Source organism: Streptomyces sp. NPDC026500 (genome assembly GCF_055567635.1).
Genome location: NZ_JBVHQB010000054.1, coordinates 1 through 23185, shown reverse-complemented (window position 1 = coordinate 23185; position 23185 = coordinate 1). Strand labels below are relative to the sequence as shown.

Below are 23185 nucleotides of genomic sequence, written 5' to 3'. Positions count from 1 at the left end.
CTACGCCGACCAGGCAGCGGCCGAACCAGTGAACCTGAAAACATGTCAACCCGCCCTGACCTGCTAGTCAGCCACTCCCGCGCAGCGGGGGAACCCCAAACCCGTAGTGGGGCGGGTCCATAGCGAGGTGGATCTTGGTGGTGAAGCCGCCACGGGATCGTCCCAGACACTCGCCGATCTGACCACCTCCTCCAGCCGGACGACCAGTTTCCGGAGCACCGGATCGGCCTGGTTCGTCTGTGGGCGGACCCCCTTTTGAGGAACAGCGGCGGGCGGTGCCTTCCGTGCGCCGGCCGCGTGCTGGTGAGCCCGCACCGCCGTGGAGTCCACCAACACGTCACGGATCTGGGCGTGGGCGAGAAACTGGGCCCACGCGAGTTCCTTGAGGCGATGGACGGCTACAAGCAGCGCGACCCACAACTGGCGATCGTCCTGGACGCGGTGAAGATGACCGTCAAGGGCGGCATCGGCAAGCTGCAGGAGAAGGCCCGCGGCCAAGGCTGGAAGCCGGGCCACACCTGGCCCGCACTGGCCCGCCCGACCTGGCGCCCCGACATCCGCGCCGCCGTCATCTCCCGCGCCCGCATCAACATGCACCGCAAGATGCTCAACCTCGCCGCGGCAACCGGCCGCTACCCCATCGCGGTCCTGTCCGACTGCGCCGTGTACGCCGCCGACGGGCCCAGCCCGCTGGACGTCCTGCCCTACGGCGCCGACGGCAAGACCGTGGCAGGCAGCTTCCGGCTCGGGGTGTCCCCGGGGATGGTCAAGCACGAGGGCACCCAGAGCGTGCTGTGGGGGGGCGGAGATGTTCGAAAAGCTCGGCGGCGACGGCCACGTCGCCAACCTCGCCCGCAACATCAAGACCGGCCAGACCGGCCAGACCGGCGGCCCGGACACCGGGGAATAGGGGGACAGCATGGTCACAGTCGCAGAAGAACTCGAGCGGGCGGTCCAGGGCGCGTTCACACGCCCCGTCCCCAAGTCCGCCGGAGCGCAGATGCGTTACCTCGTCAAACAGCACGGCGGCAGGACGAAGCCGGGCGTGCGTGGCAGCACCCCGCCCACCGTGAGGGCCGGCCTGCACCAGGTCGGCCCTCCACCCATGCCGTGAAGACAGCGAAGACAGCACCGCGTCGTGCGCGGCAGCCCGTGCGGTCCAGCGGTGAAGCCGACACTCGTACAGAACTCGCAGGCCCCGTACCGGGATCCCAGGTCGGGCGGAATGCCGTCGGTCCATGCAGCCCCGTTTCCGGGAGCGCTCGGGGGCTCCGCATGGCTCTCGTCGGTGTCGAGTACCGTTCTGGCGTGTCCATGCCTCCGGCGGCGCAGTCGCCGTATCAGACGTCCTCCCACCCCTGGGGCGCCATGCCTCCGGCCCCGCCGGAGAAGAGCCGGGTCGGCCTCATCGCCCGGATCATCGTCCTGATCGTCGCACTCCTGACAACGCTGGCCCTGGGCGGAAAGAAGCTCGAGAACAGCTATCCGAGGGCCGAGTACATCCTGACCGTGCCCGGGGCACTGGTCGACGGCCGCTACAAACTGACCAGGGACGACTCCACCACCATGGGCCGGACACTGGCGAGAGGCTGGCGGCACAGCTGGGACGCCAAAGCCGTCCACGGCATCGCCGCGGTCTACCACGCCGACAAAGACCACGGCGACCAGGGAGATCTCACCGTGACCGCCATGTACGGCCGGTTCCGGAACACCGCCGAGGTGCGCGCCCACGTACTGGCCGGCAACAGCGCCAGCACCACCCGGGCGAAGATACTCGTGCCACCGAAGGAGGTCACACCCTCCGGCTCCCGCATCAGGGTCGACTGCGAGGTGGTGAAACGGACCTGGCCCAACCGGGCCACGCTCGCCTACCCCGTCTGCGCCTGGGCTGACGGCAACACCTGGGCCCGAGTGGCGGACATGACCTACGCCACCATAATGAACATCGACCTCAAGACCGCCGCCAGGACCACCCTGCGGATCCGCTCCGAGATGATGAAGCCGATCAGGTAGCCGTTCCCACCGCCCGGACGGCCCCCACCCTTGCGGCGCAGGCTCATGAGGTCACCGCCGGAGCGGCAGGCGCTGTGGGGCGCGATGGAGTTGTCACCTCTCGGACGCCAGACAGCGGCACTGACACGCTGTCCCCCGCAGGAAGTAGCTGCGGGGAGCCGTGGGCACGGGATTCACCCGCAGGGGGTGGGCGGCCGGCCTTCGACCGGTATGTCGAGGCCCTGCTGCACCGGATGTTCGATGACAGCGGGCCGGTGATCGTAGTCAACGGGCGCGGCGGCGACGATGACATCGATGTGCAGGTCACCACTGAGGTCGGTCTGCGGATCTTCCAGCTGAAGTACCACCCGGATGGCTTCCCCGGTTCACTCAAGGGCCGCCGCGTTTCGATCAAGAAGTCGTTCAACCGGGCCATGGCCCACAAGCTGGATGAGCGCGCCCTTTTCCCCGGCCGCGGCCGTATCGCCCATCCCGCCTGTCCCTTACTCCTTCACTCCAGGCAGGGCAATCACCTGATATCGGCGCTGGGACTGCTCACGCAAACCAACCGGCCGTTATCAAAACTCCACGTGCTGACACATCCACGTCGAAAAATCAATACCGACAAACCGATACAGCTCAACAGGTCTACGCGGGCGGGGCCTGAACGGAGGGGCGGGTCGGGAAGCCCACGGTGTCCGGACGCGACGCTCTCACCTTCGCCTTTCCCCATGAAGATTTGCCGCCCGGGTCCCGTGTCTGGGATCTTGTCCGGGGCGGCGATCTCAAGCAACGCGCTCAGCCGTCGGCACCACTCGCCTCGACCTCAACCCAGGCCTACTGGTGGAGCCGTGGCCAAGCAGCGAGCAGCGGATCTTCGGACTGTCCATGGCCATACGAAGAAGGAGAAATAGCGTGAACACCGAAAAGGTTACGGCTCGACGTCTTACAGCCGAGGAAGTCTCAGAATTAGGCCTCCAGGAGGAAATCTTCGTCTCGGCAGAGCTGGACGATCTTTCTCTCGACTGCTACGCTCCGGCCTTCCTCACGAAGCCGGGAAAGTATTTCGATGGAGGATCCTTCATCGCAAGGACAATTTTCGGTAAGGAAATTCATGTTCTTCCGAGCAACGTTGAAGAGCGTGGGATCTGGGTTGCCGACGAGGCTGGGGAAGAAATCGAGGTTCTCCAGAGTGCTGGCGTCCTTCTGAACCTCGCTCTCTTCGTGCCCAACGGGAACAAGGAATCTCTGGAGTCGCTCTACACCGCAGCAAGAGAAGCGTTCGGCGCGGGAATCGTTCAGCGCTGGAACGAGGAAGTCGTGGCGGTGCCGGACGTCAAGGTCGACCTGTTCGAAGAGCCGGCCCGCGGGCGAAAGAGCACGAGCAGCCAGAACCGCGACCGCCGTGCCTTGGACATCTACCCCACCCGAGTGCGGTTCATAGAGCCCAGCGCCGGCTGGAAGTTCATCGTCGAACCGCACCAGGAAACCATCGACGACACCCCGACGATCTGAGCTGACAGCAGCCCGGAGAAGGTACGCCGACGGCGGCGAGGACCAGGCGCTGGAGCTCGGCCGACTCCAGCGCTTCGACTTCCCACTGGACCGGGTGATGGGGGTCGAAGCCGTAGCGGCGGGCGAAGGCCGGCCACCTCGGGTCGCCGTGCTTGCCCTCGGTTGCGGGCAGCTCGTAGGCGACCGCCTGGTGGTAGGTCAGCAGCACCCGCTCGGTCCGGCTCCAGCATCCCGTACGGGCCACCCAGTCCCGTTCGATGTCCTCGCCGGAGCAGTCGAAGTCACCGACCACGACAAGAACGGCTTCGCGCTGCCCCCGGGTGACGCGGACGACGTCGGCGTACGACTGGGAGCTGAAGCCGCGGACCATGAGCACCGGGACGCCCGCCTCGGCGAGCCAGCCGGTGAGCTGCTGGCGCAGGGTGTCTTTCTCCACCGGGGTTCCGGGCAGGGTGCCCGGTCTTTAGGGCCGGGGTGCATGCCCGCTCTCGCGTAGCGGGGCAGAGGTGGAGGCAGTCGTTATGCCCCCTGGGCGGAACGGCGTTCACCATCCGCGACGGCGCGGCGAACGAGCGATACAAGCCATGAGTTCAGGGAGCGGTCGTCGGCCTCGGCGGCGGTCTTGGCCTGCTCGTGCAGATCGTCGGGGAGTCTCAGGTTCACATGCTTCATGGGACCATAATGAAGCTAGAATGGTCCCATGTCACGTTTTCGGATGTACCCCACGAGTGCGCAGGAGCAGCAGATGCTGCTGCACTGCGCGCACGCCCGGTACGTGTGGAACCTGGCCGTCGAGCAGCACGCGCACTGGCACCCGGGCCGCAAGGCCGCGCCCGGTTTCGCTGAGCAGTGCCGGCAGCTCACCGAAGCCCGGCGCGAGAGCGAGTGGCTCGGCAGCGGGAACGCGGACGTGCAGCAACAGGCACTGAAGGACTTCGCCACGGCCAAGAACGCCCGCTTCACCTCCGGGTTCGGTGAGCCGACCTGGCGCAAGAAGTACCGGCACGAGGGATTTCGCGTCATCGGCACCGACCGCGTCCCGGAGTTGACCGATGACGGCTCGCCGAAACTCAACGCGAAGACCGGCAGGCAGGTCATGGGCCGGTCCGTGGTGGTGCACCAGCTCAACCGCCGGTGGGCCCAGGTCAAGGTGCCCGGCTGCGGCTGGGTCCGCTTCCGCCTCACCCGGACCGACCTGCCCAAGGCGAAGACCTTCCGCGTCACCTACCGCAACGGCCAGTGGCACATCGCCTTCGCGGTCATCCCCGCACCGGTCGCCGCGCCCGGCACCGGAGAGGTCATCGGTATCGACCGGGGCGTGACCATCACGGCCGCCCTCTCCGACGGGCGGAAGCTGAACTGCCCGCAGCTCACCGTGAAGGAACGCGCGCAGGTCCGCAAACACCAGCGACGTGCCGCACGCGCCCCCAAGACAAGCGGACACAAGACCGCCGCATACGCCAAGGTGGCCAGGCTCAAAGCGCGTGAGGCCGACCGGCGCAAGGACTGGTGCGAGAAAACCTCGACGATGCTGGCCCGCACCTACCGTCTGGTGCGGTTCGAGAAGCTGAACATCAAGAACATGACCCGCTCGGCCAGGGGAACCACCGAGCAGCCCGGCAGACAGGTCAGACAAAAAGCCGGACTGAACCGGGCGATCCTGGCGCAGGGCTGGGGCCTGCTGCGCCAACGCACCGGACACAAGGCCCCCGGCCGGGTCGAAGACGTCCCCGCCCCCTACACCAGCCTGCGATGCAGTGTCTGCGGATGGATTGATAAGAACTCGCGCAAGAGCCAAGCCGAGTTCGTCTGCTCCTTCTGCGGCTTCACCTGCAACGCGGACACCAACGCAGCCATCAACGTCGCGGCAGGACAGGGCGGAATTCCCCGCCCCCGGCGATCAGCCGGTGCCGGAGGGACGACAGCGGCCACCAGCCGTTCGAGCATCCGTGAACCTCAACCCACCTGGGTTGGAATCCCCCTCTTTTAAGAGGGGGAGGATGTCAATGCGACGTGGATGCTGCCAGAACCGATGCTGAGCGCCCCCGTGCCCGAGCCCGATCTAGGGCCGGGCTGCGCTGCGGAGCCCAAGTGGGACGGGTTCCGGACGCTGGTCTCCGTCGCGCAGGGTAACCGCACAGGCCGGACGCCGCCCGCCCTCGAGGGTGTGCCGGCGGCTGGGCAGCAGCACGGCCTGCCCGCCGGCGGGCTCGTCACCGGACTGCGGGCGCACCTCGGTCAGCCACCACGCCAGCAGCCGGTCCACCCCGTCGATGGCCAGCACCAGGTCGGCGGCGTACGCCAGGGTGCGGTCGACGTCGCCGAGCTCCCGGTGGATCCCGATCCCCCGATGCCCGGAGTATGACTCTTTTCAGCCATTCCCCTACAACGCCCCTGCACGGAAAGGTACTTCCGTACGGGAGCACGCGCCTGACATCTTGCATCCACCACTCGTTTCGTACGGCCCCGCCGGTGCCCTCAGCACGGCCGGGCCGTCTCCGGAGGACGCATTGATACCCCACATATCCAGCCGGACTAGACGCACGCTGGTCCTGGCGGCCACGCTCGGCGCCGCCCTCGCGTTCTGCGCCCCGGGCGCCCTCGCGGGCACGCTCCCCATCGGCCCCTCCACCGCGCCGGCCGCCAAGGCCCACGCTCCGGCCGCCGTGCCGGCTTCCCAGAGTGCGACCTGGGTGGCCGGCACGCGTGCCTACCTCGTGATCACCGCCCCCGGTGACAGTTCGGCGGTCCGCTCCGCGATCGCGGCCAACGGCGGCACCGTCTTCTCGACCTTCGACGCCATCGGCGTGATCGTCGCCCACTCGGCGTCCAGCGAATTCGCCGCGACCATGCGCGGCGTCGCCGGCGTGCAGCAGGTCGGCGCCACGCGCACCTCGGACGTCCCGGCCGACGCCTACAACCCGGCGCTCCCGGCCAATCCGGCCCAGGCCTCGACCCCGGCCGGAGAACCGGTCCGGGCCGACATGAGCCAGATCAAGGCCGACCAGGCCTGGGCCGTGAACCCGGGCTCCGCCTCCGTCACAGTCGGCATCCTGGACACCGGTGTGGACGACCAGCACCAGGACCTGGCGCCCAACTTCAACGCGGCCGACTCAGTCTCCTGCGCCTACGGCAAGCCCGACACCCGTGTCGGCGCCTGGCGGGACGTCGACACGCACGGCACCCACGTAGCGGGCACCATCGCCGCGGCCAAGAACGGCAAGGGCGTCGTCGGCGTGGCCCCCGGGGTGAAGATCTCCGCGGTCCGGGTTGCTGAGCCGGGCAACTCCTTCTTCTTCGCCGAGAACACCATCTGCGGCTTCGTCTGGGCCGGTGACCACGGCTTCAAGGTCACCAATAACAGCTACTACACGGACCCGTGGCAGTTCAACTGCCCGGACAACATCGACCAGGCCGCCATCATCGAGGGCGTCAGGCGCGCCCAGGAGTACGCCGAGGGCAAGGGCTCCCTCCAGATCGCCGCCGCGGGCAACGAGAACTACGACCTCGCCCACAAGACGACCGACTCCGCGAGCCCGAACGACTCGACGCCGGTCACCCGCACGATCACCAACGCCTGCCTCGACCTCCCGACCGAGCTGCCGGGCGTGGTCACGGTCGCGGCCAACGGCACGGGTGTCACCAAGGCCTCGTTCTCCAACTACGGGCAGGGCGTCATCGACGTCGCGGCGCCGGGCAGCAACGTGTACTCCACCGTCCCCGGCGGCGGCTACGGCAGCAAGAGCGGTACCTCGATGGCCACCCCGCACGTGGTCGGCGTGGCGGCACTCATCGCCAGCGCCAACCCTGGCATCACCCCGGCGCAGATCCGCGCCAAGCTGGCCGCCCAAGCCAACGACATCGCCTGCCCCTCGGACAGCCGCTGCACGGGCACGACGGCCAACAATTCATTCTTCGGCGAAGGACAAGTCGACGCCCTCAAGGCCGTCGGGACCAACCCGCCGCCCGGTAAGTACTTCGAGAACCTCGCGGACTTCGCCATCAACGACAACGCGACCGTGGAGAGCCCAATCGCCATAACCGGCGTGACCGGCAACGCCCCGGCCACCCTCAAGGTGGGTGTGGACATCAAGCACACCTACATCGGTGACCTGAAGGTCGACCTGGTGGCGCCGGACGGCACCGTCTACACGCTGCACAACCACGCCGGCGGCAGCGCCGACAACATCGCCCAGACCTACACCGTAAACGCCTCCTCGGAGGTCGCGAACGGCACCTGGAAGCTGCGCGTCAACGACAACGCCGCCTCCGACACAGGCAAGATCGACGCCTGGAACCTGACCTTCTAGCGCAGGGCCCGGCAACGCCCGCGTACAACACGCACTGCGCCGGCGACAGCTCCTTGCCCGCGGCCACGGACAAGGCGGGCTGCGGTCTGTTCGGCCAGGGCTGCGAACTGCTGGGTGGCAGAGGGCATATGGGCCTCGGCAGCGGTGAACGCCGCGGTCGGGGCCCATATGTCGGAGACGTCCAGGAAGGCCGCGAACGGCCTGGGGCCGGCGTCCAGCTCACCGTGCGCCTCCCTGAGGAGCGTCCAGTCCACCAGGGACGGCAGGGACTTGGCGGGCACGTCCAGGATCAGGCCACCGGTGCAGTACGCCAGCACCTGCCCGTCCTCGCGGGGAAACTTGTGCAAAGGCGTCTGCTAGCACTAGCCGACTTTCTGCGGCCCCATCCGGAGCGGCGTGCGATCCAAGAGTTCCTGGCGGACCGGCTTTCCGGTTCCTACGACCGTTATGTGGAGCTCACCCAAAACGAGCCGAAGCAGATCTCGTATCCGTCACGCCTGACTCGGTAAAAGGGGCCGTCCCACATGCTCGCTCCGTAGCGCCCTGCCACACGCCGCCTTCATGAACCAAGCCAGACGGCACGGGAGCCTCGTGCGTTGCGGCCCCTCACTCAGCCACCGCCTTCACTCGATCGGTGGCCACGCTGAAAAAGCTCAATGAGACCGGTCAAGTTCGTTCACGCGGCACTAACGATTGACGGCTCGCATCCCTGCTTCGTCATACCGCTCCCCCGCCGCCTCGGGCAGCTCCTCATCGACGCGGGCCAGGTCCTGCTCGGTCAGTGCGATGCCGACCGCGGCGGCGTTCTGTTCCAGGTAGGTGCGGCGCTTGGTGCCCGGGATCGGTACCAGGTCCTCGCCCTGGGCCAGCACCCAGGCGATCGCCAGCTGGGCCGGGGTGACGTCCTTCTCGGCGGCGATCTCCTTCACCTTTGCCGCCAGCCGCTGGTTCGCCTCCAGGTTGGCGTCCTGGAAACGCGGGTTCTCCCGGCGCCAGTCGTTCGCGTCCAGCTCGTCCGTCGAGGTGAACCGCCCGGCGAGGAAGCCGCGACCAAGCGGCGAGTACGGCACGAAGCCGATGCCCAGCTCACGGCAGGCGGGCAGCACCTCGGCCTCCACGTCCCGTGACCACAGCGAGTACTCGCTCTGCACCGCGGTGATCGGGTGCACCGCGTTGGCTCGTCGGATGGTCTCCGAGCTCGCCTCGCTCAGGCCGATGCACCGCACCTTGCCCTCGGCCACCAGTTCGCCCAGCGCGCCGACCGTCTCCTCGATGGGTACGTTCGGGTCGACCCGGTGCTGGTAGTACAGGTCGATGCGGTCGGTCCCCAGACGTTTCAGGGAGCCGTGGACGGAGCTGCGGACGTGCTCGGCCGAGCCGTCCTGCGGGCCGACCGTGCTGATGTCGCCCGGTACGGCGTTGTCCATCCGGTAGTTGAACTTCGTCGCGATCACGTACTCCTCGCGATGTCCCCGGATCGCCTCGCCGACGAGCGACTCGTTGGTGAGCGGCCCGTACATCTGCGCGGTGTCGAGAAAGTTCACCCCGAGATCGAGGGCGCGCCGGATGGTCGCGATGCTCTCCTGCCGATCGGTCGATCCGTAGAAGGCAGACATGCCCATACACCCAAGACCGATGGGCGATACCTGGAGGTCCCGCAGACTGCGTTTGTGCATGTCGTGTCCCAGCCTTTCCCTGTCGTTCGAGCGCACGAAGCCCCTCATCGAATCCAAGCGGCGAATTCCGGCGTCGGCATCCCGTGGGAGGCGGACGGTGGCACGGGCTTCGTGCGCCGTAGTGGTGTCTGCGACGCTACGAGTTCGAGCGCACTCCAGTGCAAGTCGATCGATGCGCAGAGCGTGCAGACCTCGGCGAACGTCGCCGAGGACAGGCAGGGCGTCGACGCCGACAAGAAGATCAGAGACCGGACTCCGCCCGTCGTGACGGCCCGGCCCGGGCCGTCACGAGTCCGGCCCGCCGATGGAACCCCCACCACCAGCTGCTGCGCGCCGCGCTCCACCGCGCTCGCGACCGAACCTGCCGCCGAGGCCGCGCCGCGCCGGCACGACGCCGAACACCGCCTGCGCAGCCAGGCTGGGATGCCCAGCCGCCTGGCCTCGTGCCAGACAGGAGCCAGACGGGCGGTCGTCCCGGGAAAGCGAGAGGGCCCGGATCGTGTGGATCCGGGCCCTCTCCAGCAGTGGAGTGGCCAGTGCCTCCTGCAGGAGGAGGCTGAGCGCGGACGTGGCCATTGCGTCGTCGGTGGTGCGCCGCTGCGCCTCCTGGGTCCAGTTGTCGGCCCAAGGCGCGGCAAGGTTGAACAGCAGTTCGTGGTGGCGGCGGGTCCGGGCACACCAGGCGGCGTTGAGATGGCGTGCCAGTTCGATGGTGAGTACGGGCTCGAAGGCACCGGATCTCCGCAGCGAGTAGCGCCTCGAGCGCGTGGAGAACCTGCTCAGCCGGACGCACGGCGTCCCGCCCGCGCCACAGGCCGGCTGGGGGGTCCCGACGTTGAACCAGACAGGGCTGTTGAAGCTGAAGATCTGGTGCAGGAGGGCGTAGGCCAGCTCGTGCTCGAAGATCTCGGCGTCGGCGGGCGAGGAGAAGTACTCAGTCGCAGCCTGGCAAAGCCGTCTTCAGCACCGGTCAAGCACGGCTGGACCGCAGCCATGACCGGTCGCGCCACGGGCGCCGTCGGCCGGCTTCCGCGGATCGCTCGCTGTACGCCCAGCCGAGCCAGTCCTTGATGTCGATGGCCACCACGGGTCCGCCGTCCTGGAGGTAGCGGGGGCCGTCGAACGACTCGTACTTCCGGTCCAGCAGGCCGAGCGCACGCGTGCGCTCCGGGCCCTCCTCGATCACCCGGGCGGTGCCGCGCAGCCGTACCCACCACGCCTTCAGCCAGTCCTCGTCGTAGCAGTCGGCCAGGACCGTGACCCGCTGGTCGCGGTCGAGGTTGCGCAGCCGCTTGGGCCGCGGGTTCCCGCTCTTCGGCTTGTCGGTCGGTGAGTAGAAGACGTCGCCGTCGACCACGAAGATGACGGGCACGACATGGGCGCGCCCGCGCTCGTCGACCGTGGCCAGCCGGACGGCCCGCTCGCCCTCGAACCGGCTGCGCATCTCTTCCTGCCCGAGTTTCATCGGAACTCCTTGTGTCTGGGTCCCTGGCGCTGGGAATGACGAAGTGGCTCACGGCGCCGGTCTGTCGCGCAGGTCCTGGGAGGGCTTATCGCCGCTCGATGCTCAGGAGCGGTTCCTGCCGCTCCCCGCGGTGCCGACGCCGTCGTACCAGCAGGATCAAACCCGCGCCGAGGACGGCGAGGCCGACGGTGGTCTGGCCGGACAGCCGGATCGTGTCCGACGCGCCGAGCGTGTCGACCAGGGGGCCGCCGAGCACCGCGCCCAGCGGGGTCGCGATCACGAGGATCGCGCTGCGGAAGGCGCTGAGGCTCACCAACTCCTCGAGGGGTGCCTTCTGTTGCAGCAGGGTGATGGTCACCGGTCCGTAGGGTGCGTAGATCAGCCCGCCGAGGCCGAAGCCCGCGATGCCCGCGGCGAGCGTGCCGAACTGGGCGAAGGGGAGGATCGCCAGCCCCCAGCCGGCCACGATGCCCAGTACGGTCGGCCACAGCGGGAGCCGCCGCAGCGTTCCGGTGACCCAGGTCCCGATCACCGCGCCGACGCCGAACGCGCCCCAGATCCATCCGAGGGCGGTGGGGTCCCCGCCCATCCGCTCGGCCACGACAACCGGGACCGCCACCTCGATCGGCCCGTACAGCAGGTAGAAGACGAACGAGAGCGCGAGCAGGCCCATCAGCTCCGGGTGGCGGGCGAGGGTCCTGCCGCTGCGCCGCAACGGCACCGCGGGACGGCGCTCGAGGGTGCCGTCGCCGCGCACCCGGGCCGTCACGAGGGCGAGGTACAGATAGCTGACCGCGTCAGCGGCCAGCACCGCGGCCGGCCCGAACGCGACCGTGACCAGACCGGCCAGCGGCGGTCCGGTGATGAACGACAGCTGTTCCTGGCTGCCCACCAGCGCGTGGCCGGCCAGCCGGTCCTTGGCCGGCAGGGTCTCGGCGACGAACGTCTGACGGCCGGCGATCCCCCAGGCGTGCAGGACCGAGGAGATGGCGAGCAGGGCGATGTAGGTCGCGGTGTCCAGCAGCCCCGTCCAGTACAACGCCGGGATCAGTGCGAACAGGGCGCCGCGCAGGAGCGCGTTCACCAGGATCAGGCTCCTGGCGTTGCGCCCGCTCAGCCAGCGTCCCAGCGTGAGGGAGCCGATCGCGGCGGGCAGACTGTAGGCGGCGACGGCGAGCCCCACCACGAGGGACCGGTCGGCCGGAGCGGCCAGTTCGACGGCCAGCCACGCCACACCGACGAAGCTCATGCCGTCGCCGAGGAAGGAGACCAGAAATCCGGGCTGCAGCCGGCGGAAGTCGGGGTTGGCGAGACAGCGGGTGTAGCCCTCGGGCAGCACCCGCTGGATTCGCCGTACTGCGGTCATCGAACAGGCACCTCGGATTCGCTCGCCGCGCAGCGGAACCCGATCTCCGGGCTCCTGGTCACCAGCGCCTTGCCCGCCCGGCTGACCGCGGTGAGCAGCGCGGGGGGCGAACTCCACGCCCCGCCGCGGACACTGACCTCGGCCGACCACTCACCCCACAGGTCGCCCGGGTCCATGGTGCCGAAGCGTGGCTGGAGCGGGAGGCCGTCCAGGAACCGGGTGGACGTCCACTCCCACACGTTGCCGCACATGTCCCGGACGCCGAAGGGGGATTCGCTGCCCGGCAGGTTCACCGGACCGGTCAGCGCGGGCAGTTCGGCGAAGGACAGATCCGCGAGCCGGCGCAGCCACGCCCGGCGGTCCAGGACCGTCCCGGCGTCCTGTCCGAGTACCGAGTGCAGGCCCCGCACCAGCTCGGGCCGGAACTCGGCACCCCAGGGGTGGTGCCGGTGGTCGTCTCCCCGGGCGGCCCGTTCCCACTCGTCCTCGGTGGGCAGCCGCTTGCCGCACCAGGCGGCGTAGGCCACCGCGTCGTACCAGCTGACCCCGGTCACCGGGTGGTCGCCGGCGCAGCGGGGGTCGTCGGCGGTGGAGCGTGTGTGGTCGGTGTTCCTCGGCTCGTCCGGGTGGCACCACAGGTGGCCCTGGGCACCGACGTCGGCGACGAACGCGTCGTACTCGTCGTTGGTGACCGGGCAGGTGTCCAGGTAGAACCCCTCGACCGTGACCTCGTCCACCGCGGGCTCGCCCGGGTCGCCGAAGGAGTGTTCCCCGCCGGGGTGCGTCCCGCGGCGCAGCCGTCCGGCCGGGACGTGTCGCATCCCGTCCGGGGAGAGCCGGCTGGGCAGCCGGTCGGCCGACAGCGGGACGGGGAGGTCCTCCAGGACCGTGCCGGCCAGTGCCGTGTCGGCGAGCAGTGTCTGTGCCGAGGCGAGTGCGTGCGCGTCCGCCACCGTCACGTAGTTCCCGACGCCCGCGGCGATCTGGTCCGGTGACCGGCCGAGGACGGCCAGCAGGGCGTGCAGCGCGGAGGGGCCGCCTGCCGAGCGCAGGGCCGGTGTTGTGGCCAGGGAGGCGAGTGCGGGTCCGCGCACGGTCTCGTCCGGGTCGGCCAGTGCCCAGCCGACGGCCTCCGCCGCCAGTTCCGGGGCGAGCCGTACGGCGGCGGCCAGGGCCTGGCGCCGTATCCCGGGCGTGTCGTGCAGCAGGCCGACCGCGAGGCATTCTTCGAGCAGGTGCGGGTCCGCGAGCTGCTCCAGGGTGCGCAGGTAGCCGTCGAGCAGGGCGTCGCGTTCCGCCGTGGGCCCGTCGGCCCAGGCGGCGATCTTCAGGACTTCGGACGGAACGTCCGGGGTGGTGGTGGTCATCGCGCGTCGGCCTCCGCTCCGGTGATCATCTTGGCGAAATCCTCGCCCGCCCGGTGGCTGTACGCCGTGCCCGCCGAGGGCTTTTGTCCCGCGGAGTAGTACACGTACAGCGTCGCCCGGCTGGTGTCGTCGAGCACCGGGCCGGAGTGGTGGAGGATGTTGTAGGTGTGGCAGATGACGTCGCCCGCCTCGGCTTCGAGCGGAAGTCCCAAGGGCTCCAGTCGCCGCGGCGGATACCGGTGGGATCCGGGCACGAGGATCAGGCAGCCGTTGCGGACGGTGGCGTCGTCCAGGTAGATGCCCACGTTCACCAGGGGGGTCAGCGGGAGGTCGTGCGGGAAGTCGAGGTGCCAGTCCAGCGCGCTGTAGGAGCTTCGCTTGCCCCGTTTCATCTGCCACACGGCTCCGTCGACGGCGTCCTCGAACCGCCATGTCGGGCGTCCCAGCAGGCCGGGGCCGAGCGCATCGAGTTTCCGGCGCTCGATCAGTTCCCGGGTGTCCGCGCAGTGCAGGGTGAAGTAGGGCAGCCGGTGCAGGGTCGCCCGGCCGTTCTCATCGTACGAGGGCTTGATCACCTGGTCGCGGTGCTCGGCCGGTACTTTCCCGTCGAGTGTGTCGCGCTCCAGGCGTTCGGCGTCGCGTTGGATGATCTCCACGTCCTGCGCGTCGAACACGCCGCGGTAGATGACGAACCCGTACTGCTCGTAGAAGGCGCGTTGTTCCGCCGTGACCGTGCCGTCGTAACGGAACCGCGGAATGCGCTGCATCGAACTCACCGGATCACCCCTCGGAACCCGATCTCGTTGTGCCGGTCCGTGAAGAGGTCCTTGCCGCGGAAGTACGCCGTGACCTGCTCCCGCATGGAGGTCCACGCGCCGCCCCGGATGACCACCGAGGTCTCCTCGGCCGTCGCCCATTCGGTGCGGGGCCTGCCGGAGATCATCGGCTTCATCCGGTCACGGGTGAAGAAGTTGGTGTCCGTCCATTCCCAGCAGTTCCCGACCAGGTCCGCGACGCCGTAGGGGCTGACGTTCCTGGGGTGGGAGCCGACCGGCACCGTGGTGACCGCGGGAGTTGTCTCGTCGAAGGTGCTCAGGGTGTCGCGCCAGTGCTCCAGGCTCTGCGCTTCGCCGAAGGAGGCACCGAACCAGCGCAGCGCGTCCGGGTCGAATTCGTCGCCCCACGGATAGAGGGATCCCCTCTCGCCCCGTGCGGCCTTCTCCCATTCCAGTTCGGTCGGCAGCCGCTTGCCGACGTGAGCGAGGTAGGCGTAGGCGTCGAACCAGTCGACACCGGTCGCGGGGTGGTCGGGGCCGAACCGGGCGTCGCCGACGATCCCGCGGCGGTGGTCCTTGTCCTCGGGCTCGTCGGGGTGGCACAGCGCGTGCTCGGCGGCCTGCGGGCTCTGCGCCCACTGGTCGTACTCCCGGTTGGTCACCGGGTACCGGTCGATGAGGAAGTCGGGCAGGTAGCGGGTCTGCCGGGGGGCCGCGTCGTCCACGTCGTAGAGCGGATGGACGACGTCGTCCATGCCGATTCCGGCGACGAACTCGGACGCGGGGACGAGCACCATGTCCTCGGGAACGGGACGGGGCAGGTTCTGCGGGTCGTAGTCCCAGTGTTCGCCCAGTGCGGTTCCCTGCGGCAACTGGCCGGTCCTGGTGTGCTCCCGCTCGATCTCCAGCCTGGCCGCGCGGTCTTTTGCGCCGAGGATCTCGTCCATCGCCTTGGCCACGACGGCGGCGCCGATGCCCACCGGCTTGGTGCTGCGGAACAGGCCGGCCTCGGCCGGTCCGGTGATGTGCAGCAGTTCCTCGTAGGCCTCGCCGATGCGGTTCCGGCCGGCGATCTTCGCGGCGGAGAACACGATGAAGTCCTCGTCGTCGCCGAGCAGCCAGACCAGGAATTCCCGCGCCGCGGGAAGAGTGGCCGTGAACGGCCCGACACCTTCGAGAACCGTCAGGCGGACATCCGCACGGGGGTGGGTCGCCGCCATCGCGCAGAGTTCTTCGATGACCTGGGGGTGCCGAAGTCCGGCGATCGTCTCACGCAGTTCGGCGCGTTCTTCGCCGGTCAGCGGTTCGTGCGATTTCTGCCATGCTTCCGGGGCCAGAAAACGATCCACCAGCCCGTTCAAAGTCTTCTGCTCGACGGCAAAACGTTCGTAACTCCACCTGTGCACTGATCCCACCTCGATTGCCACGGTCAGATATCCCTGAGGCCGAGAACCCTGGCCTGTGGAGGGTGCCAGGACCCTCCACAGGCCACGAGAGCGCCCTGATCAGGCCGCCCACTTGAAGTACTTACCGGCCGGGCGGACACCGCCCTTTCGCTGCGAGCGCAGAGCGTTCCACTGACGAAGCGTCTTCATCTGATTCACCTCCTCGGATGGGATCGGCAATCGAGTGGATCGACCATCCCGTCGAATGCTCGGCTCTGTCAAGTTCACGGTTTTTCCGCGTTGTTGACGGGCTGAACGTCTTGTTCAACTGCCGAGTCCCCACGGTTGAACAAGCAGGCCGGAACAAGCAGGACGGCGAACAGAATTCAATGGCCCACGATTTGAAAGGAGTGCGTTGTGCGAGTTCTCGTCGTGCCGTTTCCCTGGAAGGCGCATGTGTTCAACCTGGTGCCGCTCGCGTGGTCGCTGCGGACGGCCGGGCACGAGGTGCAGGTGGCCTGCCGGCCGGATCTGCTCGACGCCGTCACCTCGGCCGGGCTGACGGCAGTGGGCGTCGGTCCCGGCGAGACGTCGAAGGTGCGCAGGCAGCGGGACCGGCGCCAGACGTCCGAGCGTGCCGCCGCGGGCGAAACGGTCCCCGCAGTCTCGGACAGGTGCGCAGCTCTTGGTGCGAACATCCCGCGGACAGTCATCTCTCACATCGAGAACGGCAGGCGAACAAACGTGTCCGTGGCGGAGGTTCTCGTCCTCGCCGGTGCCCTAGGACAGGCGCCGGCGGGCTCAGCGCAAGAAGGCCGCGCACGCCCTGGTTCACGAGCTGCTCAAGCAAGGCCACTCCCGTCGGGCGATTGCCCGACACCTGGGCTGGGGCCTCAACACCGTGCTCCGCTGTGCGAGCGCCCCGCACTGGCAGAACACCCTCCGGTTACCGATCCCGCGGACCCGGTGCTCCTCGGCATCGCCAGCGGACACAGGGACGCCGTCAACGCTGTCGCCTTCAGCCCCGACGGACACATCCTGGCCAGCGGCAGCAGCGACAACACGATCCGCCTGTGGCGTGTGACCGAATCCGCCAGCCCGGCCCCCATCGGGCACCCCCTCACCGGTCACCACGGCGCCGTCTACTCCGTGGCCTTCAGCTCGAACGGCAAACTGCTGGCCAGCGGCAGCGCCGACCAGACGGTCCGTCTGTGGAAGCTCACCCGCTGAACGCCTTCGACATCACCTTCGACGGCCGCCTCTCAGCGGCCCGTCAGTGACCCCAACTACCCCAGTTACACCACTCGTTTGGCAGTCCCGCCTCCGGCGCAGGACCGGGAGCGCCAGGCGGGCACGGACTACACCACGCCGATGCGGAGGACTGCGAGCCCTCCGGGCCGTCGTGAGAGCGGTTGTGAATACAAGACACCCCGCCCTGCCCACCCGGACAATGATGCGGAGGCGTTGGGCCGGATCGGGTCGACGGGTCGACTGCCCGGGTATAGGCGGAGGAACTTCGCGCGGAAGCCGAGTGGGTACGGGCTGAACTCGCCGATGCGGAAGGGGTGTTGGAGCGTCGGGTGATTGCCCGTGAGGAGCTCGCCGAGACCCTGGCCGCCGACCGCGACCGGGGTGCATGTCGGCAGTCAACTCATGGGTCAGAAAATCGGCTGGCGGGATCGGGCTGCCTCGATGTCCGGGACATGCTCTTCGGCCCAAAGTCGTACGGCGCGGAGTGGGATGAGCAGAGAGCGGCCCAGCGGTGTCAGGGCGTACTCGACACGGGGCGGGTTCTCGTCGTACTCGTGGCGGCTGACCAGACCGTCGGCTTCCAAGGAGCGCAGGGTTTCGGTCAGGACCTTCGGGGTGATGCCCCGGATATGCCCCTTCAGTTCGGTGAAGCGGCGAGGTCCGTCGTCGAGGGCGTTGACGACGAACACCGTCCAGCGGGCGCCGATACGGTGCAGCACCGTGCGGCTCGGACAGGTCGCCGCCATCACGTTGTACGCCTTGCCCATCGCTGCTCCCAGTTTCGTTGAAGATACCGGTATCAAAACCATACCGTGGTGCTCGATCCTACGAAAGGGAGTCGAGACACATGGAACGGATCTTGGTCATCGGCGGTGCACGGGCGCTCGGCGCGGCCGTCGCGAGGCGTGCGGCGAAGGACGGGTACGACGTTGTTGTCGGTGCCCGCGATCTGGCTGCGGCCGACGCGCTGGCGCGCGAGATCGGCGCCACAGCGGTGCGGGTCGATCTGCAGGACGAGTCGACGCTCGCGGCCGCGGCAAAACGGCTGAAGGACGGAATCGACCACATCGTGACGACCGGCTCGGCGCCGCACGACGTTCGCGCGACCGAGCTGGATCGCGACAAGCTGCTGGCCGCGTTCACGGCGAAGGTGGTCGGCCCGATGCTGGTGGCCAAGCACTTCGCGTCGGTCCTGCGGCCGACCGGATCGATGGTGCTGTTCTCCGGTGTGGTCGGCTGGCGCCCTGGGCCGGGATCACTCGTCAAGGGCGTCACGAACGGTGCGGTCGAATACGCCGCGCGCCACCTGGCGGCGGATCTGGCGCCGGTACGGGTCAATGCCGTCTCGCCCGGTGTCGTGGACTCGGGCGCATGGGATCGCCTTGGCGACAAGAAGACCGCCTTGTTGAGCAAGAGCGCGGACGGGACCTTCGTCAAACGCCACGGCGAGGCCGACGACGTCGTCGACACGGTGATGTGGCTCCTGCGTGCGGGCTTTGTCTCCGGCGAGACGATCCACATCGAGGGCGGCGCCCGCCACAAGTCCGCCTGATCGGCAACGGCGTCCATCAAGCCATGCGAGGCAGCGCTCGCGAGCTCGAAAGCACTCGGCAGCCAGGCGGCGATGGACGGCGGTCGCCGCCGCCCTGTGAACCTGAGACTCCCCGTCGATCTGCACGAGCAGGCCAAGACCGCCGCCGAGGCCGACGACCGCTCCCTGAACTCATGGCTCGTATCGCTCGTACGCCGCGCCGTCGCGGATGGTGACTCCGCTCCGCCCAGGGGGCGTAACGGCTGCCTCTGCCCCGCTACGCGGGAGCGGGCAGGGTGCCCGGCCCTAAAGGACCGGGCACCCTGCCCGGAACCCCGGTGGAAAGCGCAACACCGTCGAGCGAGCTATCAACAAGTTGAAGAACTACCGGGCCGTGGCAACGCGTTACGACAAGCGTGGCCATGTATTCCTCGGCACCGTCACAGCAGCCGCCCTGGCCCTCTGGATTCGCTCGTAAGGCCCGGTCGCGGCAGGTTACCCCTGTCCGTCTTCGGCCTCCCTGGCCTGGATGAGGGCTCTCAGACGTTCCGTCTGTGGCCAGGCCAGCGGATCCGCGTCGTGGGGTTCGCATCTCGCCTGCCAACGGGCCAGTCCACTGGCGATGTCGTCGAGCGAATGAATCCATTTGCCCTCGTCCGATATGCCGTGCCAGACGACTCCCGGACGATTCGGATCCTGGCACAGGTCGAAACCATGCAGATACTGCAGGGCCCCGAAGACCAAAGGAGCGAAACCGCGTTCTACCTCGCCTTCTACCCATGAGGCTGCCCATGAATGGACGGCCTCACGGGTCACCTCACCCGCGGCCAGTGCTTGCCATCGAGCAGCCACCTCCTCACGGCTGGGCGGGGGTGGCGGCACCTTGAGATCGCTCATGCGTCCACCATCGCACCCCAGGTAGGCCAGCTGGATCGATCTGTTTCTTGATCGGCCGGACAGTTCTAGTCGATGTTGCGGCGAGCGCCTTCTCGTAGCCGATGGGACTGTGTTGTCCGGGTCGGGAGTGACGCCGCCGGGTGTTGTAGCGATGAAGCCACCGGAACGCCGCCGGGCGGGCCTCGCGCTCGCTGGTCCAGCCCCTGGCGCCCTGCAGTGTTTCGCGTTTGAACGTTGCGTTGAACGACTCCGCGACTGCGTTGTCGGGTGGGCGGCATGGAGCCGGGTGAGCAGGACGCGGGCGGCGGTGCATTCCTGGACGTCGGCGGGGGTGACGAGCAGGCCGACCAGCAGGCCGACCTGATCAACGATCAGGTGCCGCCTCCGGCCGTTGGTCAACTTTCCGCCGTCCCGTCCCGGCCGCTGCCCCACCGTGGTCCGCAGGCCAGGACCTCCTCTCCCCCCTCTTGCGGATACGGAGTTGCGTATGACCGGGGTTCACCTGCCTCGCGACCGTTCCTCGACCCGTGGTCGAGGAAGGTGCCCAAGGATGCCTCCGGGTGGGGGTGAGAGACCTCCGTTCGGCGTGAGGAGTGCGTATGCGCAAGGTCGTTTCCCCTGACGGCAGCACGACCCCCTGCGAGAAGACGGGGGACGGCCCCGCGACCGCCCCGGCCGGCGGCACGGCGGGCGGGGGCTTCACCGGCGTCCGCACGGACGACGCCACGGGTGCGGGAAGTCGGCTCTGATGCGCCGCGTCGCAGTCGTCGGGGCCGGCGCGGCGGGGTCGCTCACGGCGGTCCAGCTGATGCGGCAGGCCGACAGGCTCGGCCGGACGGTCGGGATATGGCTGATCGACCCGGCCGGGCGAACCGGGCCGGGTGTCGCCTACGGCACGTCCGATCCACGCCACCTCCTCAACGTGCCCGCCGGCCGCATGAGTGCCTTCCCCGACGACCCCGGGCACTTCCTGCGCTGGCTGACGGACCGGAACCCGCACACCGCGCCCGGTGACTTCGTCCCCCGCCAGGTGTACGGGCAGTACCTGACCGACATCGTCGAGCGCACCGCCGACGCCTGCGGGCACGTCCGCCTGCACCGGGTGCGGGACGAAGTCGTCGCCGTACGCGAGCAGGGATCCGGGCCGGCTCTGCGGCTCGCCGGAGGCGGTGAGCTGCGGGTGGACGCGGCCGTACTGGCGCTGGGCAGCCTCGCCCCGGCACAGGACTGGGCCGGCGCCGAGCTCAGGGCATCCGGGCGCTTCGTCGCCGACCCCTGGGCGCCGGGCGCTCTCGACGGCCCCGCCGGGAAGGGGGACGTCCTGCTCGTCGGCACCGGTCTGACCATGGTCGACCTGGCCGGCACGCTGGCCCGCCCGGACCGCGTGGTGTACGCGGTGTCCCGCCACGGGCTCCTTCCCCAGGAGCACCTGCCCTCCGCGGCCCCGCCGGCCGAGGCGCCGCCGGACCTGGACGGTTCACGCGGTCTCGACACGCTGCGCCGCAGCGTGCGACGGCACCTGTCCGCCACCCGACGCGCCTGCGGGGACTGGCGCCCCGCCCTGGACGGGCTGCGCCCGTTGACGGCGGCGCTGTGGCAGCAACTGCCCGCGGCCGACCGGGCCCGCTTCCTCCACGAGGACCTGCGGACCTGGGAGGTGCACCGCCACCGCATGGCACCCGCGACCGCGGCCACGCTCCGCGGACTGCTGGCGTCGGGCCTGCTGCGAACCGGCGCCGGGAAAGTGGCCGGTGCCGTGCCGGTCGACGGCGCGGTGGAGGTCGCCCTCAGCGACGGCACACGGCTGCGGGTCGGTGCGGTGGTCAACTGCACCGGGGCTCGGACGGGCCCGCGCGGCACGATGGATCCCCTGGTGCGCTGCCTGCTGGAACGCGGATACGGCCGCACCGGCCCCGCCGGTCTGGGGCTGGACACCGCCGGCGACGGGCGGCTGGTGCCCGCGGCCGGCGCCCCGGCCCTGCGGCTGTGGACGATCGGGGCCGCGCGGCGCGGGAACCTGCTGGAGACCACCGCCGTTCCGGAGATCCGCGCACAGGCCGCCGAGGTCGCCGGCAACCTGCTGGACGTACTCACCAACCGCCGTACCCCCGCACCGACCGACCGCTACGGGCAGCGCCTGAGCACGTCGCCCGAGGCGGCGGAGCTGTACGACCGGGCCCTGAAACGCATCCTGGCGGGCAGCCTCGGCGCCGAGGAACTGCTGACCGAAGCCATCGCCGTCGACCCGGACTTCGCCGTCGCCCACGCGGCTCTGGCGCTGCTCAACCACGAGCCCGGAGGCACCGGGCAGACACCCCCGGCGCTCACGTCCGCCCGACGCGCCGCGGCCGTACGGGCAAACGACCGCGAACGCAGCCTGGTCGCCGCGGTGGACACCTGCCTGACCGGTACCGAGGAGCGGGGCAAAGCAGCCCTGTTGAGCCACATCGCCGACCATCCCCGGGACGCCCTGGCGGTCAGTGCGGCCGTACCGACCGTCTCCTTCAACGGTGTGACCCACGCCGAGGAGGCATGGGCACTGATCGAGGGGCTGTCGGGAACCTACGGGGACGACTGGTGGTATCTGGGGCAACTGGCCTTCGTCCGGCAGGAACAGGAGCGCTGGGAAGAGGCCGAGACCCTGGCCTCCCGGGCGCTCGCCGCACAGCCCCGTGCAGGGCACGCCGTCCACGCCCGGGCCCACGTGTACTACGAGACCGGCGAGCACCGTGCCGGCCTGGCCTGGCTGGACGAGTGGCTACGCCGGCACGGAGACGGAGCGGGTCACCGTTCCCACGTCTCCTGGCACGCCGCCCTGCACGAGCTGTCCCTCGACAACCGGCCCGCACTGCTGCGCCGCTACCGCCGGGAACTCATCGCCTGCCAAGTGAGCGGGGGCCGACTGCTGGTCGACTCCGCCTCGATGCTGTGGCGGGCGCGCATGACGGACAGCTGGAGTGGCGATCTGCCCGTCGCCGAACTGCTGCACGCCGCTCCACGGCACTGGCTGGACGCACCGGCGACGAGCTTCGCAGCCCTGCACAGCGCGCTGGCCCTCGCCACGGCCGGGGACCTCGACGCCCTCGGGCAGTTACGGGCCCACGCGCTGGCCCACCACCAGGCGGTGTTCGCGCTCGTGATCGCTCCGCTGTGCGACGCACTGTCGGCCGTCGTCCAGGAGGACTGGCGGCAGGCGGTACGGCAGCTTCCGCCGCTGCTTCCCCTGCTGGCACGCACAGGTGCCAGCAAGGCCCAGCAGGAGGTGGTGGAGGAGACCCTGCTGCACGCCCTGATCGCGGGAGGCGAGTACGACCGGGCGGCGCGGCTGCTCGCGGCCCGGCTGGACCGCCGCGCGTCGCCGCTCGACCGGCGGCGGCTGGACGCGGTACGCGGACGGCGTGCAGGGTGGCGTGCTCCCGCGGTCATCTGAATTCCTCCGTGGCCACTCGTGTGAAGCGGGCGTTCAAGTACCGCTTCTGTCCGACCGATGCGAGCGGCCGAGTTGTCGCGCACGTTCGGATGCGTGCGCAAGGTCTACGACCTGGCGTTGGCCAGGCTCCTGGGGGAAGGGCCCGCTTCGCGGAGCTGCGCTAGTAGTAGCCCTTCGTGCCGTCGAGTAGCTCCCGGACGATGTCCGCGTGCCCCGCGTGTCGC

General features: G+C 69.3%; 21 protein-coding genes and 9 pseudogenes. 15 read left to right on the top strand and 15 right to left on the bottom strand.

Annotated elements, in window-relative coordinates; translation table 11 throughout:
- Nucleotides 1-112 precede the first annotated feature (112 nt).
- Nucleotides 113-336, bottom strand: a pseudogene (locus ACZ4N5_RS42495) (hypothetical protein); the annotation flags it as partial.
- On the opposite strand from ACZ4N5_RS42495, the pseudogene ACZ4N5_RS42490 reads away from it, so the two are divergent.
- The 3 genes and pseudogenes from ACZ4N5_RS42490 to ACZ4N5_RS42480 all read left to right on the top strand — a co-directional run.
- Nucleotides 337-910 (top strand): annotated as a pseudogene (locus tag ACZ4N5_RS42490) (telomere-associated protein Tap); the annotation flags it as partial. It lies immediately after the preceding pseudogene.
- Between the two features lie 9 nt (nt 911-919).
- Nucleotides 920-1039: pseudogene (locus ACZ4N5_RS42485) on the top strand (telomere-protecting terminal protein Tpg); the annotation flags it as partial.
- Nucleotides 1040-1308: 269 nt separating this feature from the next.
- Nucleotides 1309-2013: a hypothetical protein gene (locus ACZ4N5_RS42480; protein ID WP_467762323.1), complete on the top strand. Its 705-nt coding sequence runs from the start codon at nt 1309-1311 to the stop codon at nt 2011-2013.
- Between the two features lie 173 nt (nt 2014-2186).
- On the opposite strand, the gene ACZ4N5_RS42475 is transcribed toward ACZ4N5_RS42480, so the two are convergent.
- A complete protein-coding gene (locus ACZ4N5_RS42475) occupies nt 2187-2360 on the bottom strand; it encodes a hypothetical protein (protein ID WP_467762322.1) in 174 nt (57 codons plus the stop codon).
- Between the two features lie 547 nt (nt 2361-2907).
- Here ACZ4N5_RS42475 and ACZ4N5_RS42470 point away from each other — a divergent pair.
- Complete coding sequence (locus ACZ4N5_RS42470) at nt 2908-3507, top strand: hypothetical protein (protein ID WP_467762321.1); 600 nt, start codon at nt 2908-2910, stop codon at nt 3505-3507.
- Here ACZ4N5_RS42470 and ACZ4N5_RS42465 read toward each other — a convergent pair.
- Nucleotides 3458-3943, bottom strand: a complete 486-nt coding sequence (locus tag ACZ4N5_RS42465) for a hypothetical protein (RefSeq protein ID WP_467762320.1) — start codon at nt 3941-3943, stop codon at nt 3458-3460. The genes ACZ4N5_RS42470 and ACZ4N5_RS42465 overlap by 50 nt on opposite strands.
- 83 nt (nt 3944-4026) lie before the next feature.
- Complete coding sequence (locus tag ACZ4N5_RS42460) at nt 4027-4179, bottom strand: YlcI/YnfO family protein (RefSeq protein ID WP_467762319.1); 153 nt, start codon at nt 4177-4179, stop codon at nt 4027-4029.
- 28 nt (nt 4180-4207) lie between these two features.
- Between ACZ4N5_RS42460 and ACZ4N5_RS42455 the strand changes: the two genes are divergently transcribed.
- The 3 genes from ACZ4N5_RS42455 to ACZ4N5_RS42445 all read left to right on the top strand — a co-directional run bounded on the left by ACZ4N5_RS42455 (nt 4208) and on the right by ACZ4N5_RS42445 (nt 7817).
- Nucleotides 4208-5497 (top strand): RNA-guided endonuclease InsQ/TnpB family protein, encoded by a 1290-nt coding sequence (locus tag ACZ4N5_RS42455; RefSeq protein ID WP_467762318.1) that lies wholly within the window; start codon nt 4208-4210, stop codon nt 5495-5497.
- A 27-nt stretch (nt 5498-5524) separates the two neighbouring features.
- Nucleotides 5525-5872, top strand: a complete 348-nt coding sequence (locus ACZ4N5_RS42450; RefSeq protein ID WP_467762317.1) for a hypothetical protein — start codon at nt 5525-5527, stop codon at nt 5870-5872.
- A 145-nt stretch (nt 5873-6017) separates the two neighbouring features.
- Nucleotides 6018-7817, top strand: coding sequence for a S8 family peptidase (locus ACZ4N5_RS42445; protein WP_467762316.1), 1800 nt, complete (start codon nt 6018-6020; stop codon nt 7815-7817).
- Here ACZ4N5_RS42445 and ACZ4N5_RS42440 read toward each other — a convergent pair.
- The 7 genes from ACZ4N5_RS42440 to ACZ4N5_RS42410 all read right to left on the bottom strand — a co-directional run bounded on the left by ACZ4N5_RS42440 (nt 7814) and on the right by ACZ4N5_RS42410 (nt 15816).
- Nucleotides 7814-8164 (bottom strand): hypothetical protein, encoded by a 351-nt coding sequence (locus ACZ4N5_RS42440; protein ID WP_467762326.1) that lies wholly within the window; start codon nt 8162-8164, stop codon nt 7814-7816. The genes ACZ4N5_RS42445 and ACZ4N5_RS42440 overlap by 4 nt on opposite strands.
- A gap of 339 nt (nt 8165-8503) precedes the next feature.
- Nucleotides 8504-9493, bottom strand: coding sequence for an aldo/keto reductase (locus ACZ4N5_RS42435; RefSeq protein WP_467762315.1), 990 nt, complete (start codon nt 9491-9493; stop codon nt 8504-8506).
- A gap of 970 nt (nt 9494-10463) precedes the next feature.
- Nucleotides 10464-10958, bottom strand: a complete 495-nt coding sequence (locus ACZ4N5_RS42430; protein WP_328663328.1) for a TIGR03668 family PPOX class F420-dependent oxidoreductase — start codon at nt 10956-10958, stop codon at nt 10464-10466.
- Nucleotides 10959-11043: 85 nt separating this feature from the next.
- Complete coding sequence (locus ACZ4N5_RS42425) at nt 11044-12324, bottom strand: MFS transporter (RefSeq protein WP_467762314.1); 1281 nt, start codon at nt 12322-12324, stop codon at nt 11044-11046.
- Nucleotides 12321-13691: an SUMF1/EgtB/PvdO family nonheme iron enzyme gene (locus ACZ4N5_RS42420; RefSeq protein WP_467762313.1), complete on the bottom strand. Its 1371-nt coding sequence runs from the start codon at nt 13689-13691 to the stop codon at nt 12321-12323. The genes ACZ4N5_RS42425 and ACZ4N5_RS42420 overlap by 4 nt, the downstream gene beginning before the upstream one ends.
- Nucleotides 13688-14458, bottom strand: a complete 771-nt coding sequence (locus tag ACZ4N5_RS42415; protein WP_467762312.1) for a phytanoyl-CoA dioxygenase family protein — start codon at nt 14456-14458, stop codon at nt 13688-13690. Before ACZ4N5_RS42415 ends, ACZ4N5_RS42420 begins: the two co-directional genes overlap by 4 nt.
- A gap of 5 nt (nt 14459-14463) precedes the next feature.
- Nucleotides 14464-15816 carry a formylglycine-generating enzyme family protein gene (locus ACZ4N5_RS42410; protein ID WP_467762311.1) on the bottom strand — a complete coding sequence of 451 codons (1353 nt, stop codon included), beginning with the start codon at nt 15814-15816 and terminating at the stop codon, nt 14464-14466.
- Between the two features lie 453 nt (nt 15817-16269).
- Between ACZ4N5_RS42410 and ACZ4N5_RS42405 the strand changes: the two are divergent.
- Together ACZ4N5_RS42405 and ACZ4N5_RS42400 are read left to right on the top strand one after the other, a co-directional pair.
- Nucleotides 16270-16425: pseudogene (locus ACZ4N5_RS42405) on the top strand (hypothetical protein); the annotation flags it as partial.
- A 393-nt stretch (nt 16426-16818) separates the two neighbouring features.
- Nucleotides 16819-17082, top strand: coding sequence for a WD40 repeat domain-containing protein (locus ACZ4N5_RS42400; protein ID WP_467762324.1), 264 nt, complete (start codon nt 16819-16821; stop codon nt 17080-17082).
- Nucleotides 17083-17510: 428 nt separating this feature from the next.
- On the opposite strand, the gene ACZ4N5_RS42395 is transcribed toward ACZ4N5_RS42400, so the two are convergent.
- A complete protein-coding gene (locus ACZ4N5_RS42395; RefSeq protein WP_467762310.1) occupies nt 17511-17870 on the bottom strand; it encodes a winged helix-turn-helix transcriptional regulator in 360 nt (119 codons plus the stop codon).
- 80 nt (nt 17871-17950) lie between these two features.
- Between ACZ4N5_RS42395 and ACZ4N5_RS42390 the strand changes: the two genes are divergently transcribed.
- The 3 genes and pseudogenes from ACZ4N5_RS42390 to ACZ4N5_RS42380 all read left to right on the top strand — a co-directional run.
- Complete coding sequence (locus ACZ4N5_RS42390; RefSeq protein WP_467762309.1) at nt 17951-18655, top strand: SDR family oxidoreductase; 705 nt, start codon at nt 17951-17953, stop codon at nt 18653-18655.
- A gap of 72 nt (nt 18656-18727) precedes the next feature.
- Nucleotides 18728-18808: pseudogene (locus ACZ4N5_RS42385) on the top strand (hypothetical protein); the annotation flags it as partial.
- 172 nt (nt 18809-18980) lie between these two features.
- Nucleotides 18981-19112: pseudogene (locus ACZ4N5_RS42380) on the top strand (IS5/IS1182 family transposase); the annotation flags it as partial.
- A gap of 17 nt (nt 19113-19129) precedes the next feature.
- On the opposite strand, the gene ACZ4N5_RS42375 reads toward ACZ4N5_RS42380, so the two are convergent.
- From ACZ4N5_RS42375 to ACZ4N5_RS42365, 3 genes and pseudogenes are all read right to left on the bottom strand, one after another.
- Nucleotides 19130-19531: a hypothetical protein gene (locus ACZ4N5_RS42375; RefSeq protein ID WP_467762325.1), complete on the bottom strand. Its 402-nt coding sequence runs from the start codon at nt 19529-19531 to the stop codon at nt 19130-19132.
- A 67-nt stretch (nt 19532-19598) separates the two neighbouring features.
- A pseudogene (locus ACZ4N5_RS42370) lies at nt 19599-19811 on the bottom strand (integrase core domain-containing protein); the annotation flags it as partial.
- A gap of 2 nt (nt 19812-19813) precedes the next feature.
- Nucleotides 19814-19963: pseudogene (locus tag ACZ4N5_RS42365) on the bottom strand (transposase); the annotation flags it as partial.
- 167 nt (nt 19964-20130) lie between these two features.
- Between ACZ4N5_RS42365 and ACZ4N5_RS42360 the strand changes: the two are divergent.
- The 3 genes and pseudogenes from ACZ4N5_RS42360 to ACZ4N5_RS42350 all read left to right on the top strand — a co-directional run.
- Entirely contained in the window at nt 20131-20280 is a 150-nt protein-coding gene (locus ACZ4N5_RS42360) for a hypothetical protein (protein ID WP_467762308.1), read from the top strand.
- The gene (locus tag ACZ4N5_RS42355; protein ID WP_467762307.1) at nt 20280-22961 is read left to right on the top strand and encodes an FAD/NAD(P)-binding protein; all 2682 of its coding nucleotides are present in this window, start codon (nt 20280-20282) and stop codon (nt 22959-22961) included. The genes ACZ4N5_RS42360 and ACZ4N5_RS42355 overlap by 1 nt, the downstream gene beginning before the upstream one ends.
- A gap of 20 nt (nt 22962-22981) precedes the next feature.
- Nucleotides 22982-23084: pseudogene (locus ACZ4N5_RS42350) on the top strand (helix-turn-helix domain-containing protein); the annotation flags it as partial.
- Nucleotides 23085-23185: the final 101 nt, after the last annotated feature.

Bases quoted from the DNA above. Each gene is read 5' to 3' on its own strand.
- ACZ4N5_RS42390 (WP_467762309.1), top strand. From the start codon at position 17,951: ATGGAACGGATCTTGGTCATCGGCGGTGCACGGGCGCTCGGCGCGGCC.
- ACZ4N5_RS42375 (WP_467762325.1), bottom strand. From the start codon at position 19,531: ATGAGCGATCTCAAGGTGCCGCCACCCCCGCCCAGCCGTGAGGAGGTG.
- ACZ4N5_RS42395 (WP_467762310.1), bottom strand. From the start codon at position 17,870: ATGGGCAAGGCGTACAACGTGATGGCGGCGACCTGTCCGAGCCGCACG.
- ACZ4N5_RS42455 (WP_467762318.1), top strand. From the start codon at position 4,208: ATGTCACGTTTTCGGATGTACCCCACGAGTGCGCAGGAGCAGCAGATG.
- ACZ4N5_RS42360 (WP_467762308.1), top strand. From the start codon at position 20,131: ATGCGCAAGGTCGTTTCCCCTGACGGCAGCACGACCCCCTGCGAGAAG.
- ACZ4N5_RS42460 (WP_467762319.1), bottom strand. From the start codon at position 4,179: ATGAAGCATGTGAACCTGAGACTCCCCGACGATCTGCACGAGCAGGCC.
- ACZ4N5_RS42415 (WP_467762312.1), bottom strand. From the start codon at position 14,458: ATGCAGCGCATTCCGCGGTTCCGTTACGACGGCACGGTCACGGCGGAA.
- ACZ4N5_RS42355 (WP_467762307.1), top strand. From the start codon at position 20,280: ATGCGCCGCGTCGCAGTCGTCGGGGCCGGCGCGGCGGGGTCGCTCACG.
- ACZ4N5_RS42430 (WP_328663328.1), bottom strand. From the start codon at position 10,958: ATGAAACTCGGGCAGGAAGAGATGCGCAGCCGGTTCGAGGGCGAGCGG.
- ACZ4N5_RS42420 (WP_467762313.1), bottom strand. From the start codon at position 13,691: ATGACCACCACCACCCCGGACGTTCCGTCCGAAGTCCTGAAGATCGCC.
- ACZ4N5_RS42425 (WP_467762314.1), bottom strand. From the start codon at position 12,324: ATGACCGCAGTACGGCGAATCCAGCGGGTGCTGCCCGAGGGCTACACC.
- ACZ4N5_RS42435 (WP_467762315.1), bottom strand. From the start codon at position 9,493: ATGCACAAACGCAGTCTGCGGGACCTCCAGGTATCGCCCATCGGTCTT.
- ACZ4N5_RS42450 (WP_467762317.1), top strand. From the start codon at position 5,525: ATGCTGCCAGAACCGATGCTGAGCGCCCCCGTGCCCGAGCCCGATCTA.